Here is a 14,913-nt window from a genome sequence, read left to right as displayed (position 1 = left end):
GGCGAGACCATGAGCAAGCAACTGATTCTGGCCCTCTCCAAGGGCCGCATTCTCGACGAGACCCTGCCGCTGCTGGCCGAGGCGGGCATCACGCCCGCCGAGGACCTCGGGGCCAGCCGCAAGCTGTTGTTCGACACCAACCTGCCGGACGTCAAGCTGGTGGTGATCCGTGCCACCGACGTGCCGACCTATGTCCAGCTCGGCGCCGCCGACGTGGGCGTGGCGGGCAAGGACGTGCTGCTCGAGCATGGCGCCGAGGGGCTCTACGAGCCGCTGGACCTGGAGATCGCCGGCTGCCGGCTGATGACCGCGGGCGTCAGCGGCGCCGAGCCGTCCCAGGCTCGGCGCCGGGTGGCCACCAAGTTCGTCAACGTGGCCAAGCGCTACTATGCCGAGCAGGGCATCCAGGCCGAGGTGATCAAGCTCTACGGCGCCATGGAACTGGCGCCGCTGATGAACCTGGCCGACGAGATCGTCGACATCGTCGATACCGGCAACACCCTGCGGGCCAACGGCATGGAGCCGCGCGAGCTGATCGCGCCGATCTCCACCCGCCTGGTGGTCAACAAGGCGGCCATGACCATGAAGCACGATCGCCTCAAGCCGCTGATCGCCCGGCTGCGCGAGGCGGTCGAGCGTCGCAGCGCCGAGGCGCCGGCCTGAGCCGCCGGTCATCCCCGAGAGGAAAGGAACCGTCATGAGTGAAGTGTCCGCCGGCCGTCTCGAGATCGCGCGTCTGTCCACCGCCGACGCCGACTTCGAGGCGCGCCTCGATGCCCTGCTGGCCTGGGAGGGCGTGTCCGACGACGAGGTCCAGCGCCGTGTCGCCGACATCCTCGAGGCCGTGAAGACCCGCGGCGATGCCGCCGTGGTCGAGACCAGCAACCGCTTCGATCGCCTTTCGGCGTCGAGCATGGCCGATCTGACCCTGGGGCCGGATCGCCTGCGCCAGGCCTTCGAGGGCCTGCCCGAGGCGCAGCGCCAGGCGCTGGCCACCGCCGCCGATCGCGTGCGGCGCTACCACGAGCACCAGAAGCCGGAATCCTGGTCCTACACCGAGGAAGACGGCACGCTGCTCGGCCAGCAGGTCACGCCGCTGGACCGCGCCGGCATCTACGTGCCCGGCGGCAAGGCGGCGTACCCGTCCTCGGTGCTGATGAACGCGCTGCCGGCCCACGTGGCCGGCGTCGGCGAGATCGTCATGGTGGTGCCGACCCCGGACGGCGTGCTCAACGAGCTGGTGCTGGCCGCCGCCCACTTGGCGGGCGTCGATCATGTCTTCACCATCGGCGGCGCCCAGGCCGTGGCCGCGCTGGCCTACGGCACCGAGACGGTGCCGCGGGTGGACAAGATCGTCGGCCCCGGCAACATCTACGTGGCCACCGCCAAGCGGGCCGTGTTCGGGCAGGTCGGCATCGACATGATCGCCGGCCCGTCGGAGATCCTGGCGGTCTCCGACGGCGGCAACGACGCCGACTGGCTGGCCATGGACCTGTTCTCCCAGGCCGAGCACGACGAGGATGCCCAGTCGATCCTGGTGAGCTGGGATGCCGATCATCTGGACGCGGTCGGCGACGCCATGGCGCGCCTGCTGCCGACCATGGAGCGCGAGGCGATCATTCGCACCTCGCTTTCCGAGCGCGGCGCGCTGATCCAGTGCCGCGATCGCGACGAGGCGGTGGCGCTGATCAACCGCATCGCGCCGGAACACCTGGAGCTGTCGGTCGAGGCCCCGGAGGGCTGGCTGCCCGAGGTGCGCCACGCCGGCGCCATCTTCATGGGCCGCCACACCGCCGAGGCCCTGGGCGACTACTGCGCGGGGCCGAATCACGTGCTGCCGACCTCGGGCACGGCGCGCTTCTCCTCGCCGCTGGGCGTCTACGACTTCCAGAAGCGCTCCTCGCTGATCGGCTGCTCCGCCGAGGGTGCCTCGACGCTGGGCCGCACGGCCTCGGTGCTGGCCCGCGGCGAATCGCTGACCGCCCATGCCCGCAGCGCCGAGTATCGCATCCGCGACTGAGGCCCCTTCGGGCCTTGCCAGGCGCCACAACGAACGCGGCCCCGTCGATGACGGGGCCGCGTTCGTTGTGGGCAGCGGGATGAATCAGGGCGTCTCGCTCTCCTCGACGGACAGCGGGCGTGACGGCGTGGGGCGCTCGGCGACCCGCAGCGTGATCTCGAGGCTCTCGCCGCCGCGCACCACGGTGACCGGCAGTTCGGTGCCGGGTTCGATGTCGGCGATGTCGCTCATGGTCTGGCGGGGGTCGAGGATCGGGCGATCGTTCACCTCGAGCAGCACGTCGCCGGGTTGCAGGCCGGCCGCGTCCGCCGGGCCATCGGGCACCACGCCGGCGATGATCACCCCGGTGGGGGCCTCGAGGCCGAAGGAGGCGGCGAGCTCGGGGTTCAGCTCCTGGGCCTCGACGCCCAGCCAGCCGCGTATCACCCGCCCCTGGGTGACGATCTGCTCGAGGATGCTGCGCGCCAGGTTGGCGGGAATGGCGAAGCCGATGCCTTGGGAGCCGCCGGAGCGCGAGAAGATGGCGGTGTTGATGCCGACCAGCGCTCCCTCCGGGTTGATCAGGGCGCCGCCGGAGTTGCCCGGGTTGATGGCGGCATCGGTCTGGATGAAGTCCTCGTAGGCGTTGAGCCCCAGGTGGCTGCGGCCGGTGGCGCTGATGATGCCCATGGTCACGGTCTGGCCGACGCCGAAGGGGTTGCCGATGGCCAGCGAGACGTCGCCGATCGCCGCCTGGTCGGAGTCGGAGAGCTCGATGACCGGCAGGTCGTCGAGGTCGATGCGCAGCACCGCCAGGTCGCTTTCGGGATCGGTGCCGATCACCTCGGCGAGGGTCTCTCGGCCGTCGCGCAGGGCCACCTGGATCTGGTCGGCGCCGCGAATGACGTGATGGTTGGTCAGCACGTAGCCGTCGTCGCTGACGATCACGCCCGAGCCCAGGCTCGACAGCATGCGCTGGCGGCGCGGGGCGTCGTCGCCGAAGAACTGGCGGAAGAAGGGGTCGGACATCAGCGGATGGCTGTCGCGCTTCACCACGCGCGAGGAGTAGACGTTGACCACCGCCGGTGCGGCCTGCTCCACGGCGCTGGAGTAGCTCGCCGGCCCTTCGCCGCGTGTCATCGGTGGGGCCTCGCGCAGGCTGGGTGCCGGCCGCTCGACGTCCTCGGCGGTCGGAGTCGCCTCGGGCAACGACGGCACCTGCACCGTGGGCGTATCGGTGACGGGGGGCGTGGCCTGGCGCCCCACCAGTCGCGGGAAGGCATTGAGCAGCACGATGGCCAGCAGCAGGCCGATCAGGATGGGCCACAGGTAGGGGAGGGCGCGTCGCATGCGGCGGGCTTCCTTCTGGTGCGTGGTCGCGGGGCGGCGGGGCGGTTTAGAATGCGTGGATTGTAACATTGCACGAATGAACCGTCCGGAGGCTTCATGACGACATCCGCGGAACTGGTGGCGGCCTGCGATCGGCTGCTGTCACCGGCGCGCTTCAAGGACTACACCCTCAACGGCCTGCAGGTCGAAGGCCGTGAGCGGGCCACCCGGGTGATGAGCGGCGTGACCGCCTGCCAGGCGCTGCTCGACGAGGCGGTGGCCTGGGAGGCCGACCTGCTGCTGGTCCATCACGGCTATTTCTGGAAGAACGAGCCGGTGGCCGTCACCGGCATGAAACGCCGTCGGCTGGCGACCCTGCTGGGCCATGAGATCGGCCTGCTGGCCTATCACCTGCCGCTGGATGCCCATGCCGAACTCGGCAACAACGCGCGGCTGGGCGAGCGGCTCGGCTTCACGGCGGAGGGCTGTGCCGACGGCGAGCTCGGCGAGGGTCTGATCTGGCTGGGGCGGCCTGCCGCACCGCTGAGCGCGGCGGCGCTGGCCGAGCATGTCGGCGAGCGGCTGGGCCGCGAGCCGCTGCTGGTCGAGGCGCCGGGCGCCGGAGAGGTCCGGCGCGTGGCCTGGTGCACCGGCGGCGCCCAGGACATGATCGCCGAGGCGGCGGCGGCCGGTGCCGATGCCTTCATTTCCGGCGAAATCTCGGAGCGCACCACGCATCTGGCGCGGGAGCTGGGGATCCACTACCTGGCGGCGGGACATCACGCCACCGAGCGTTACGGCGTCCAGGCGCTGGGCGAGCGTCTCGCCGCGGAGTTCGGCATCGAGCATCGCTTCGTGGATATCGATAACCCGGCCTAGTGATTCGGGGCGCGCCCCGGAAACGAAGACGCCGCCCGCTGCCATGGGCAGCGGGCGGCGTCTCGAGGCCCCGAGGGCGGTATCTCAGTAGCGCGGCGGCTGGGGGGCGTCGCCGTCGCTCTGCTTGAGGCCGAAGTCCTCGGAGAGGGTGCCGCGGTTGCCGTCGGCGTAGTCGCGGGGCGCGGCCACGTCGTCGCTCGTGGTGGCGGCTTCCTCGGGCTCGGGCATGGTGGCGGTGGCCGCCGCCAGGTCGGGGCGGTGCGGCGCCTCGACGGCCAGGCGGCTCGTGGCCTCGCCGACTTCCTTGTTCAGTGCGGCGGCGAGGCTGCCGAGGCGCTCGAAGTGCTCGCCGACGCCGTCGCGCAGTTCGGCCAGCTGGCGGTCGCGTTCGGCGAGGCGCTGGCGCAGCATCTGTGCGTTACGAGCTCCGGCGTTCATCAGGTGATAGCCCAGCACCCCGAGGCCGATGCCGGCCAGCAGGCAGGCGGCGCCCAGCATCCAGTTGATATTGCTTAGTTCCACATCATTCTCCTGAGCGGTCGATCGGCTCGGCATCGGCGGCCGGCTTCCAGCGCCGGGCGGCCCCGGCGGCCCATTATAGGGCCGAGGCGGTCGCCGGGGTCAACGGCCGGTCGGCGATGCCAAGCGCCGGCCGGGCGCGTATAATCCCTCCCTTTCACCGGATGCCGAGGACCGTCGCCCCCATGTCCATGAGCGAGAGTCACAGGATGCCGACTGCCGCCGAGCCGAATACCCCGATGGGGCGCTATCGTGCCGATCTCCAGCGCGACGACTTCGCGCACGACCCTGCCCAGGAGCAGGCCGTGGCGCATCTGCAGCGCCTGTTCGACGAGCTGCTGGCCAGGCCGCGCGACAGCGCCCGGCCCACGCCGGCCGGCAAGGGGCTCAAGTCGCGCATGGCCGGACTGTTCGGCAAGCGCAGCGAGCCCGAGGCGCCGGTGCTTCCCGAGGTGACGGGGCTCTATTTCTGGGGCGGCGTGGGTCGTGGCAAGACCTACCTGGTGGATACCTTCTTCGAGGCGCTGCCGTTTCCCGAGAAGATGCGCACCCACTTCCACCGCTTCATGCAGCGCGTGCACAACGAGCTCGAGCACTACAAGGGCGAGAAGAATCCGCTGACCCTGGTGGCCGACAAGTTCGCCGCCGAGGCGCGGGTGATCTGCTTCGACGAGTTCTTCGTCAAGGACATCACCGACGCGATGATCCTGGCCAATCTGCTCGAGGCGCTGTTCGCCCGCGACGTGGTGTTGGTGGCGACCTCCAATATCGTGCCGGCCGATCTCTACCGGGACGGTCTGCAGCGGGCGCGCTTCCTGCCGGCCATCGATCTGCTGGAGCGCCACTGCGAGGTGGTCAACGTCGACTCCGGCATCGACTATCGGCTGCGCGCCCTGGAGCGCGCCGAGATCTTCCATTCGCCCCTGGACGAGGCCGCCGAGGCCGAACTGGCGCGCAGCTTCCGCGAGATCGCCGGGCACGAGGGCGAGAGCGGGGCGCCGATCGAGATCAATCATCGCGTGCTCTACAGCCGTCGGCTCCACGATGACGTGGTCTGGTTCGCGTTCGACGAGCTCTGCGACGGCCCGCGCAGCCAGAACGACTACATCGAGCTGGCGCGTGAGTATCACAGCGTGCTGGTCTCCGGCGTGCCGTGCATGGATGGCGCCAGCGACGACCAGGCGCGGCGCTTCATCAACATGGTCGACGAGTTCTACGACCGCGGCGTCAAGCTGCTGATGTCCGCCGAGGCGCCGGCGGAGCGGCTCTACCGCGACGGCAAGCTGGAGTTCGAGTTCGAGCGTACCCTGTCGCGGCTGCAGGAGATGCAGTCGAGGGAGTATCTGGCCCTGCCGCACAAGCCCTAGCCGGTGCACGAAAGTCGCTGCGCTCGGCTAGACGGCGCTAAACATCAGCTCGTGCGCGAGCCCGGTCAAAGGCCTCATTGACGGCCGGTAAACTCGCACGCGAGCCCGGTCCGCCTTCTCGCCGATTCTTGCCTTGCGACCCACATGGATGTGGGAAGTGCGTTGGCCCGTAGGGAGCGGGCCTAGGACTGGCCTTCGCTCGCTGACTGTTCGACTTTTCAGCTGTTGGTTCGAGCGTTTTCGTGCAAGGGATTCCTGCCTTGGGGCGGAAAGCATTGTCCTGACGGAGTAGGGCGTGTAGAATTCGCGCGCTTGACCGTTGTCGTCCCCGGGCGGCAACCAAGAAAAATAGGGATGGTCCGAACCGCCGAGGCGGGCAGGACCCAATACATCGATTTGGTGATTCACCCATGAAGACGTTCACTGCCAAGCCGCAGTCCGTCCAGCGCGACTGGTACGTCGTCGACGCTGCGGACAAGACTCTGGGCCGTCTGGCCACCGAGATCGCTCGCCGCCTGCGTGGCAAGCACAAGCCGGAATACACCCCGCACGTTGACACCGGCGACTACATCGTCGTGATCAACGCCGAGAAGGTGCACGTCACCGGCAACAAGGCGAGCGCCAAGAACTACTATCGTCACACCGGTTATCCGGGTGGCCTGCGCTCCATGAACTTCGAGAAGATGATCGCTCACGCACCGGAGCGCGTCATCGAGTCCGCGGTCAAGGGCATGCTCCCGAAGGGCCCGCTGGGTCGTGCCATGTACTCCAAGCTCAAGGTCTACGCCGGCACCGAGCATCCGCACGCCGCGCAGCAGCCGCAAGAACTGAACATCTGAGGGAGCTTTCGCCATGACACAGCAGTATTACGGTACCGGTCGCCGCAAGACCTCTACCGCCCGCGTCTTCCTGAAGCCGGGCACTGGCAAGATCACCGTCAACAACCGTGAGCTGGACGAGTTCTTCGGCCGCGTCACCGGTCGCATGGTCGTCCGTCAGCCGCTCGAGCTGACCGAGACCCTCGGCCAGTTCGACGTCTACGTGACCGTCAAGGGTGGCGGCGGCAGCGCCCAGGCCGGCGCTATCCGTCACGGTGTTACCCGCGCCCTGATGCAGTACAACGAAGACTTCCGCAAGCCGCTGCGCGAAGCCGGCTACGTCACTCGTGACGCGCGTGAGGTCGAGCGTAAGAAGATCGGTCTGCGCAAGGCCCGTCGTCGTCCGCAGTTCTCCAAGCGTTAAGCTGCGACGAGCCTCGTCAAAAGCGCCCGGGTCCTCAGGACCCGGGCGCTTTTTTTTGTGCGAGGTCAAGAGACCGGCGCCTTGGTGTCGGGCTCTCGGCGCGGCGTGTTGTGCAGGCTGTCCCCATTACCTACCATGGAATGCATTCCTCAACCTCGTGGTCGCGGCTCTGGTGGCTCGCGCAGGAAGGGCGGGCAAACGCTGATGGGAGAATACCAACAATGACAGACAGCGGCGTGAACAAGGGGCGACGCCGTTTCCTCGTGGGCGCCACCTCCGTCGTCGGTGCGGCGGGGGCGGTCGGGGTAGCGGTTCCCTTCTTGTCTTCCTGGCAGCCGAGCGCTCGGGCGCGTGCCGCCGGTGCGCCGGTCAAGGCGGACATCTCCAAGCTCGAGCCCGGTCAGCGCATGACCGTCGAGTGGCGTGGGCGCCCGGTGTGGGTGCTCTATCGGACGCCCGAAATGATCGAGCGCACCGAGGCCCTCGGCGGTGAGCTGCTGGCCGATCCCGGCTCCGAGGAGCCTCAGCAGCCCGGCTATGCCGGCGGTCCGCTGCGGGCCATTCGCCCGGAGATCGGGGTGCTGATCGGCATCTGCACGCATCTGGGGTGTTCGCCGCTGTTCAAGCCGGATCCCGGGGCCGACGACGTCGGCGTCGCCGACTGGCCGGGCGGTTTCTTCTGCCCGTGTCACGGTTCGCGCTTCGATCTGGCGGGGCGCGTATTTGCCAACGTGCCGGCGCCGCTGAATCTGGAGGTGCCCCCCTATCGCTTCGAGAGTGACGACGTCATCGTCGTCGGTGAGGATGAGGAGACGGCCTGATGGCGAATCCCGATAAGCCCAAGGCGGAACGCGGCGTCATGCGCTGGGTCGATGATCGCTTCCCGGCCACGCAGATGTGGCAGGAGCATCTGTCGAAGTACTACGCGCCGAAGAACTTCAACTTCTGGTATTTCTTCGGCTCGCTGGCGCTGCTGGTGCTGGTCAACCAGATTCTCACCGGCATCTGGCTGACCATGAGCTTCAATCCGTCCGCCGAGGGCGCCTTCGCCTCGGTCGAATACATCATGCGCGACGTGGAGTGGGGCTGGCTGATCCGCTACATGCACTCCACCGGCGCCTCGGCGTTCTTCGTCGTGGTCTACCTGCACATGTTCCGCGGCCTGCTCTACGGCTCCTACAAGGCCCCTCGGGAGCTGGTGTGGATCTTCGGCATGGCGATCTACCTGGCGCTGATGGCCGAGGCCTTCATGGGCTACCTGCTGCCCTGGGGCCAGATGTCCTACTGGGGCGCTCAGGTGATCATCTCGCTGTTCTCCGCCATTCCCGGCATCGGGCCGGATCTGGCCCAGTGGGTGCGCGGCGACTATCTGATTTCCGGCATCACCCTGAACCGCTTCTTCGCCCTGCACGTGGTGGCGCTGCCGATCGTGATCCTGGCGCTGGTGGTGCTGCACATCATCGCCCTGCACGAGGTCGGCTCGAACAATCCCGACGGCATCGACATCAAGGCCAGGAAGGACGAGAGCGGCAAGCCGCTGGACGGCATTCCGTTCCATCCCTACTACACGGTCAAGGACATCGTCGGCGTGGCCGTCTTCCTGTTCGTGTTCTGTGCGGTGATCTTCTATTTTCCGGAGGGCGGCGGGTACTTCCTCGAGAAGCCCAACTTCGAGCCGGCGAATCCGCTCAAGACGCCGGATCATATCGCGCCGGTATGGTACTTCACGCCCTTCTACGCGATTCTGCGCGCCATCAACTTCTCGCTGTTCGGCCTCGATGCCAAGTTCCTCGGCGTGGTGTGCATGGGGGCGGCCATCGCGGTGCTGTTCGTGCTGCCCTGGCTGGATCGCAGTCCGGTGCGCTCCATTCGCTACAAGGGCTGGATCTCGAAGCTGATGCTGACGCTGTTCGCGCTGAGCTTCATCGTGCTCGGGGTGCTCGGCGTGCTGCCGCCGACCGCCGCGCGCACGGTGCTGGCGCAGCTGTGTACCGTGCTCTACTTCGCCTTCTTCCTGCTGATGCCGTTCTACAGCCGCTGGGAGAAGACCAAACCCGTTCCGGAAAGGGTGACTGGCTGATGAAAAAGGGACTGCTGGCTCTGATCCTGGCCCTGCTTCCGACGCTCGGGTTCGCCGCCGGGGGCGGAGCGCACCTGCAGGAGATGACGCCTGATCTTCATGATCGGGCGTCGCTGCAGCGTGGCATGAAGCTCTTCGTCAACTACTGCATGGGCTGTCATTCCCTGCAGTACCAGCGCTTCTCGCGGGCGGCGGAGGACCTGGGCATGCCTCAGGATCTGGTCGAGGACCATCTGATCTTCGCCGAGCCGCTGGGCTTCAACGACCAGATGCGCAATGCCATGTCGGCCGAGGATGGCGAAGGCTGGTTCGGCGCGGCGCCGCCGGACCTGACCCTGGAGGCGCGGCTGCGCGGTACCGACTGGATCTACTCCTATCTCCTCGGCTTCTATCGCGACCCGTCGCGGCCCACCGGCGTCAACAATCAGGTCTTCCCGCTGGTGGCGATGCCCAACGTGCTCGAGCCGCTGCAGGGCGTGCAGGAGAAGGTCTGTGCCGCCAGTGAACACCCCGTCGAGGGGGCCGAGCTCGATCCGCTCACCGGCAAGTACCAGTCCTGCGAGGTGCTGCAGGTGACGAGTCCCGGCGCCATGGAGCCGGACGAGTTCGAGGGTGCGGTCTACGATCTGACCAACTTCCTGGCCTATGCCGGCGAGCCGTCCCGGCTCAAGGCCGAGGCTCTGGCGCCCAAGGTGCTGATCTTCATCTTCGTCTTCGGCGTCATCGCCTATCTGCTCAAGCGCGAGTACTGGCGCGACATTCACTGATCACGTCCGGCCGCGCGGGCGCATGGCATCGGCCATGCGCCCGCGTCGTGTGCCGTGGCGTTAGCGGGGCGCCAACCGACGCCCCGGGAGGCGGCACGTCGTGTTATCATGCCGCCACGAACTGATGCGAGGATGGTTTCATGGGTGTAGTGGCCAAGCGGTCATCGATGATCTTCTATTCCGGGGGCGATGATCATTACAGTCATCGGGTGCGTATCGTGCTCGCCGAGAAGGGCGTGGCAGTGGATATCGTCGAGGTCACCGAGGAGAGCCACCCCGAGGAGCTCGCCGACCTCAACCCCTACAACAGCGTGCCCACGCTGCTCGACCGCGACCTGGTGCTCTATGAGTCCAAGGTGATGATGGAGTACCTCGACGAGCGGTTCCCGCATCCGCCGCTGCTGCCGGTGTATCCGGTGGCCCGGGCGCAGAGCCGGCTGTGGATGCATCGCATCGAGCGCGAATGGTGCCCGATGGTCGAGCAGATCCAGAACGGCACCAAGAAGGAAGCCGAGAAGGCCCGCAAGGAGCTGCGCGAGAGCCTGGTCGGCATCTCGCCGATCTTCGAGGACATGCCGTTCTTCATGAGCGAGGAGTTCACCCTGGTGGACTGCTGCCTGGCGCCCATCCTGTGGCGTCTGCCGGCGCTCGGCATCGAGATGCCGGAGAAGCAGATCAAGCCGCTGATGGGGTACATGGAGCGCGTCTTCGAACGCGATGGCTTCCGAGCCTCGCTGAGCGAAGCCGAGCGCGAGATGCGCCCCTGAATGTTCTTTCACGCCCCGGCAGCGCGCCGGGGCCGCTTTCCTGGAGGGCCAACCGATGCAATCGAGTCGTCCCTATATCGCGCGGGCCCTGTACGAGTGGCTGCTGGACAACGAGCTGACGCCCTACATCGTGGTCGATGCCGAGCAGGCGGGCGTCGAGGTGCCGCGTCAGTTCGTGCAGAACGGCCAGATCGTGCTCAACCTCGGCGTCAGCGCGATTCGCGATCTGTCGATGACCAACGAGGCCATCGCCTTCTCGGCGCGCTTCGGTGGTCAGCCGACCCAGATCATGGTGCCGACCGAGGCGCTGATCGCGATCTATGCCCGTGAGAACGGCGTCGGCATGGTGTTCGGTCATGAGCCGGTGATGCCGGCCGAGGACGTCAATGACGTGGCGGACGAGGCCCCGGAAGACGAGGCGCCGGGTCTGTCCAGCGTCGAGAACGTCGAGCCTGATGACGGCGAAGCCGATGCCGGCGGCGAGCCGGACGAAGCGCCGAAGAAGGGGCGTCCCTCGCTGCGCGTGGTCAAGTAGCGCGTCCCTTCCGCCGTCATGCGCGGAGCATTGACAGAAAAACGGCAGGCCCTCGGGCCTGCCGTTTTTCGTTCCTTGCCGCCGAATGGCGGGGCGAGAGGGCGTCAGTCGAGGTAGTCGAACACCTTGACGATGCGCTGCATGCCGCCGACGTTGCGGACCGCGGCGACGACGCGTTCGGCTTCCTGGCGGCGCACGATGCCCATCAGGAAGACGCTGTCGTTCTCGGTCACGATGCGCAGCTTGCTGGAGTCGATGGCCTCGTTGGCGGCCAGGGCGGTGCGGATACGGGTCGTGAGCCAGGTGTCGGCGAGCCGCTGGCTGGCCGGCAGGTTGGCGGCCACGCTCAGCTGGTTGTGAACGCGGCGAACGTTGCGCACCTCGCCGGCGATGCGCTCGGCCATGTTCTTGAGTTCCTGGCTCGGCACCTGCCCGGTGAGCAGCACCACGCCGTTGTAGCTGTCGACGTTGATGCGCGCGTCGCCGAGGCGGGCGTCGGTGCTGCCGAGGTTGTGGGCGACCTTGGTCTCGATGCTGTCGTCCTCGACCTTGGTGCCGACGGTGCGCTCGCTGTAGTTCTCGTTGATGGGGCCGGAGCTGGTGGCCGCCGTCATGGTGGTGCAGCCGGACAGGGCCAGCAGCAGGACCAGGGGCAGGCCCAGGAGGCGTGACTTGTCGATCATGGGCATCACTCGCTTGCGCCGAAGAGTTGCTCGTCGATGAGGTCGCACAGGCAGTGGATCACCAGCAGGTGGACTTCCTGGATGCGGGCGGTCGAGGTGGCGGGCACGCGGATCTCGCAGTCGTCCTGACCGAGCAGGGAGGCCATGTTGCCGCCGTCGCGGCCGGTCAGGGCGACCACGGTCATCTCGCGGTCGTGGGCGGCCTGGATGGCCTGCACCACGTTGCCGGAATTGCCGCTGGTGGAGATCGCCAGCAGTACGTCGCCGGGCTGGCCCAGGGCGCGAATCTGCTTGGAGTACACCTCGTTGTAGCTGTAGTCGTTGGCGATCGAGGTCAGCGTCGAGGTGTCGGTGGTCAGCGCCAGGGCGGGCAGGCTGGGGCGCTCGCGTTCGAAGCGGTTGAGCAGCTCGGAGGAGAAGTGCTGGCTGTCGCCGGCGCTGCCGCCGTTGCCGCAGGCCAGGATCTTTCCTTCGTTGACCAGGGCCTGAACCATCATCTGGCTGGCGACCTCGATGAAGGGCGGCAGCACCTCGCTGGCGTAGGTCTTGGTGTCGATGCTGGCGTTGAAGTGTCCGAGAATGCGGTTCTGGAAATCCATCTTGGCTTCCTGGTCCTAGGGCGATCAGAACGCTTCGAAGGCGCCGGGGACCCAGATGAATTCGAGGTCCGGAGGCGTGCCGGTGACGGCCAGCACATCGAAGCGGCAGGCACATGATAGCCGGTTGCGTTGCAGATAAAAACGCGCCGCCTGGATCAGGCGGCGCTGCTTGGTGGTGGTGACGGTCTCGAGCGGGTGGCCGTGACGGGCGTTCCGGCGGTGGCGGACCTCGACGAACACCAGGGTCTCGCCCTCGCGCATCACCAGGTCGAGCTCGCCGCCCCTGGCGTGCTGGTTGGCGGCCTCGAGCGTGAGCCCGCGGGCCGCCAGCCAGTCGGCGGCGAGGCGCTCGATGCGAGCGCCCCGGGCGCGGGCGTCAGCGGGACGCGTCATCGGCGAAGCGGTTCATGTCGAGCGCCGGCTGGGGCACGCCATCCTCGAAGCGGGCCCAGGGCAGCTGGCGATGGAAGCGGCCGTCCTGGTCGGCGCTCAGGGTGCCGGTGGCGCCGAACATCTCGCTGCCGGGAATGGCCTGGAACTGCGGCAGGCGACGGGCCAGCTCGTAGGCGTCCACGCCCATGGCCATCAGGCGGAACATGTTGGGGTCGGACTCCTCGCGCAACTGGCGATAGCTGTCGAGGAAGGGCAGGGCCTCTTCGCCGCCCACGGCGGCATCCGGAATCTGCCAGGGGATGTCGAGGAACATCACGCCGTTCAGGTCCTTGTCGAGGCGCGGCTGCGGGCGACCCTCATAGAGATGCGAGGTGGCGTAGACCGACAGCTCCTGCTTGTAGGCGTAGTAGTCGATGGTCGGCGGAACCTGGCGGGCGTAGTCGGGCAGGGCCAGCAGGAACAGCATGTCGGGCCGGCTGGAGCCCAGCGCGCGGCGGGTGCTTTCGGTGGCCGGCCGGCCGGGGTTGTAGCGCACGGCGTTGGCGATCTGGCCGTCACGCTCGCGCCAGGCGTCGGCGAAGGCCTCGCCGACCCGGCGACCCCAGGCGTTGTCCGGCACCAGCAGCGAGGCGCTGCGGTGGCCGTCCTGGCGGCCGCGGGCGGCCACCGAGCGCGCCTCGTCCTCGGCGGAGAGGCCGTACTGGAAGAGTCCCTTGGCGCTGCTGTGCTCGTCCTCGCCGTAGTTGAGCGCCAGTGTCGGCATCGGCACCCGGTCGCGGCGTTCCAGGGCGGTGACCGCCTCCTTGTTCAGCGGGCCGATCACGACCTGGGCGCCGCTCTGTTGAGCCTCCTGGTAGAGGGCGTCGAAGTTGCCGCCGGAGGAGTCCAGGAAGGTCAGCTGGGTGCCGCGGCTTCCGCCGTTCACCTTGTTCATGTGATGGGCGCGCAGGCCCTCCTCGAGGGCGTCGGCGACGCCGGCCAGGGGGCCGGACTCAGGCAGGAAGACGGCGATGTGGCTCACGTCCTGTCCGCGCAGGTCGCGCAGTGCCAGGATGTCGGCGGGCAGCTGGCGGGCCGCCGGGTGGTCGGGGTTGCGGTCGCGCCAGTCGTCGAGGCGGGCGAACAGGCGTTCGATGTCGCCGCCGCTGGCGCGGACCAGCTCGGCGAGATCGAGCCACGCCTGAGTCGGTTCGCTGGCGCCGTCACGCAGCTCGTCGATGGCGCCCGGCGCCAGCTGCGAGAGCTGTTCCCAGATCGGGTCGTTGAGGTCGATCCGGTCGGTGTCGGCCTGCAGGCGCAGCAGCGCCTGGGTGGCGGCGCGCGTTTCGCCGATCTGGCCGAGGGCGCGGGCCTGGCGCTCGCGCAGCAGCGCGGCCTGGTCGCCGGACAGCTGCAGCTCGTCGAGCCGCTGGGCGGCCTGGATCACCGCCGAGGTGTCACCCTCGGTCTCGCCGAGGTCGGACAGCAGCATCGCCCAGCGGCCGCGATCCTCGGCGGAGAGCCGGCTGTCATCGATGCCCTTGGCAATGTCCAGCGCCTGGGGGCGGCTGCCCTGGCGTGCTAGGATGTCGGCCGCCTGAAGCCGCGACTGCGCGGCCTGCTCGGGTGCCTGCTGCTCGGCCTGGGCCAGCAGCTGATCCGGATCGCCGACGGGTTGTCGTTCGGTGATGCCAGGCTGGAAGGCACAACCGGCCAGCCACATTGCCACGAAGGCGGCGGCCAGCGGGCCGCGAGACGAAATCTTCATGAATCCT

At 68.0% G+C, this 14,913-nt stretch carries 17 protein-coding genes; 11 read left to right on the top strand and 6 right to left on the bottom strand.

Annotation, left to right across the window (positions count from 1 at the left end; genetic code table 11):
• The first annotated feature begins 9 nt into the window (after positions 1-9).
• Positions 10-663 (top strand): ATP phosphoribosyltransferase, encoded by a 654-nt coding sequence (gene hisG, locus FIU88_RS11875; protein WP_016854415.1) that lies wholly within the window; start codon positions 10-12, stop codon positions 661-663.
• A 34-nt stretch (positions 664-697) separates the two neighbouring features.
• Positions 698-2,020 carry a histidinol dehydrogenase gene (gene hisD / locus FIU88_RS11870; RefSeq protein WP_152479387.1) on the top strand — a complete coding sequence of 441 codons (1,323 nt, stop codon included), beginning with the start codon at positions 698-700 and terminating at the stop codon, positions 2,018-2,020.
• Between the two features lie 84 nt (positions 2,021-2,104).
• Here hisD and FIU88_RS11865 read toward each other — a convergent pair whose 3' ends face one another.
• Positions 2,105-3,349, bottom strand: coding sequence for a Do family serine endopeptidase (locus FIU88_RS11865; protein ID WP_152479386.1), 1,245 nt, complete (start codon positions 3,347-3,349; stop codon positions 2,105-2,107).
• Positions 3,350-3,445: 96 nt separating this feature from the next.
• Between FIU88_RS11865 and FIU88_RS11860 the strand changes: the two genes are divergently transcribed.
• Positions 3,446-4,207 (top strand): Nif3-like dinuclear metal center hexameric protein, encoded by a 762-nt coding sequence (locus FIU88_RS11860; protein ID WP_016854412.1) that lies wholly within the window; start codon positions 3,446-3,448, stop codon positions 4,205-4,207.
• 84 nt (positions 4,208-4,291) lie between these two features.
• On the opposite strand, the gene FIU88_RS11855 is transcribed toward FIU88_RS11860, so the two are convergent.
• Positions 4,292-4,729 (bottom strand): YhcB family protein, encoded by a 438-nt coding sequence (locus tag FIU88_RS11855; RefSeq protein WP_016854411.1) that lies wholly within the window; start codon positions 4,727-4,729, stop codon positions 4,292-4,294.
• A 206-nt stretch (positions 4,730-4,935) separates the two neighbouring features.
• Here FIU88_RS11855 and zapE point away from each other — a divergent pair, with 206 nt between their 5' ends.
• The 8 genes from zapE (at position 4,936) to FIU88_RS11815 (ending at position 11,484) form a co-directional block, all read left to right on the top strand.
• Positions 4,936-6,093, top strand: a complete 1,158-nt coding sequence (zapE, locus tag FIU88_RS11850; RefSeq protein WP_237738424.1) for a cell division protein ZapE — start codon at positions 4,936-4,938, stop codon at positions 6,091-6,093.
• Between the two features lie 410 nt (positions 6,094-6,503).
• Positions 6,504-6,932 carry a 50S ribosomal protein L13 gene (gene rplM / locus FIU88_RS11845; RefSeq protein ID WP_016854409.1) on the top strand — a complete coding sequence of 143 codons (429 nt, stop codon included), beginning with the start codon at positions 6,504-6,506 and terminating at the stop codon, positions 6,930-6,932.
• Between the two features lie 13 nt (positions 6,933-6,945).
• Positions 6,946-7,335 (top strand): 30S ribosomal protein S9, encoded by a 390-nt coding sequence (gene rpsI, locus FIU88_RS11840; RefSeq protein WP_016854408.1) that lies wholly within the window; start codon positions 6,946-6,948, stop codon positions 7,333-7,335.
• A 221-nt stretch (positions 7,336-7,556) separates the two neighbouring features.
• Complete coding sequence (gene petA / locus FIU88_RS11835) at positions 7,557-8,156, top strand: ubiquinol-cytochrome c reductase iron-sulfur subunit (protein ID WP_016854407.1); 600 nt, start codon at positions 7,557-7,559, stop codon at positions 8,154-8,156.
• Positions 8,156-9,415 (top strand): cytochrome bc complex cytochrome b subunit, encoded by a 1,260-nt coding sequence (locus FIU88_RS11830; protein WP_152479385.1) that lies wholly within the window; start codon positions 8,156-8,158, stop codon positions 9,413-9,415. Before petA ends, FIU88_RS11830 begins: the two co-directional genes overlap by 1 nt.
• Positions 9,415-10,182 carry a cytochrome c1 gene (locus tag FIU88_RS11825; protein WP_016854405.1) on the top strand — a complete coding sequence of 256 codons (768 nt, stop codon included), beginning with the start codon at positions 9,415-9,417 and terminating at the stop codon, positions 10,180-10,182. The genes FIU88_RS11830 and FIU88_RS11825 overlap by 1 nt, the downstream gene beginning before the upstream one ends.
• 140 nt (positions 10,183-10,322) lie before the next feature.
• Positions 10,323-10,949: a stringent starvation protein SspA gene (sspA, locus tag FIU88_RS11820; protein WP_026068356.1), complete on the top strand. Its 627-nt coding sequence runs from the start codon at positions 10,323-10,325 to the stop codon at positions 10,947-10,949.
• Positions 10,950-11,004: 55 nt separating this feature from the next.
• Positions 11,005-11,484 carry a ClpXP protease specificity-enhancing factor gene (locus tag FIU88_RS11815; protein ID WP_152479384.1) on the top strand — a complete coding sequence of 160 codons (480 nt, stop codon included), beginning with the start codon at positions 11,005-11,007 and terminating at the stop codon, positions 11,482-11,484.
• Positions 11,485-11,588: 104 nt separating this feature from the next.
• Here FIU88_RS11815 and FIU88_RS11810 read toward each other — a convergent pair whose 3' ends face one another.
• Genes FIU88_RS11810 through FIU88_RS11795 form a run of 4 tightly spaced genes read right to left on the bottom strand, consistent with a single transcriptional unit; the run spans position 11,589 to position 14,906 of the window.
• Positions 11,589-12,167, bottom strand: coding sequence for a BON domain-containing protein (locus FIU88_RS11810; RefSeq protein ID WP_016854402.1), 579 nt, complete (start codon positions 12,165-12,167; stop codon positions 11,589-11,591).
• A 5-nt stretch (positions 12,168-12,172) separates the two neighbouring features.
• Positions 12,173-12,766 (bottom strand): phosphoheptose isomerase, encoded by a 594-nt coding sequence (locus FIU88_RS11805; RefSeq protein WP_016854401.1) that lies wholly within the window; start codon positions 12,764-12,766, stop codon positions 12,173-12,175.
• 24 nt (positions 12,767-12,790) lie between these two features.
• Positions 12,791-13,159 (bottom strand): YraN family protein, encoded by a 369-nt coding sequence (locus FIU88_RS11800; RefSeq protein WP_016854400.1) that lies wholly within the window; start codon positions 13,157-13,159, stop codon positions 12,791-12,793.
• The gene (locus FIU88_RS11795) at positions 13,143-14,906 is read right to left on the bottom strand and encodes a penicillin-binding protein activator (protein WP_152479383.1); all 1,764 of its coding nucleotides are present in this window, start codon (positions 14,904-14,906) and stop codon (positions 13,143-13,145) included. The genes FIU88_RS11800 and FIU88_RS11795 overlap by 17 nt, the downstream gene beginning before the upstream one ends.
• Positions 14,907-14,913 lie beyond the last annotated feature (7 nt).

Origin of the sequence: Halomonas sp. THAF12, from assembly GCF_009363675.1 — a bacterium.
Classification (GTDB): Bacteria; Pseudomonadota; Gammaproteobacteria; order Pseudomonadales; family Halomonadaceae; genus Halomonas; species Halomonas smyrnensis.
This window is presented reverse-complemented; position numbering and strand designations above follow the sequence as displayed.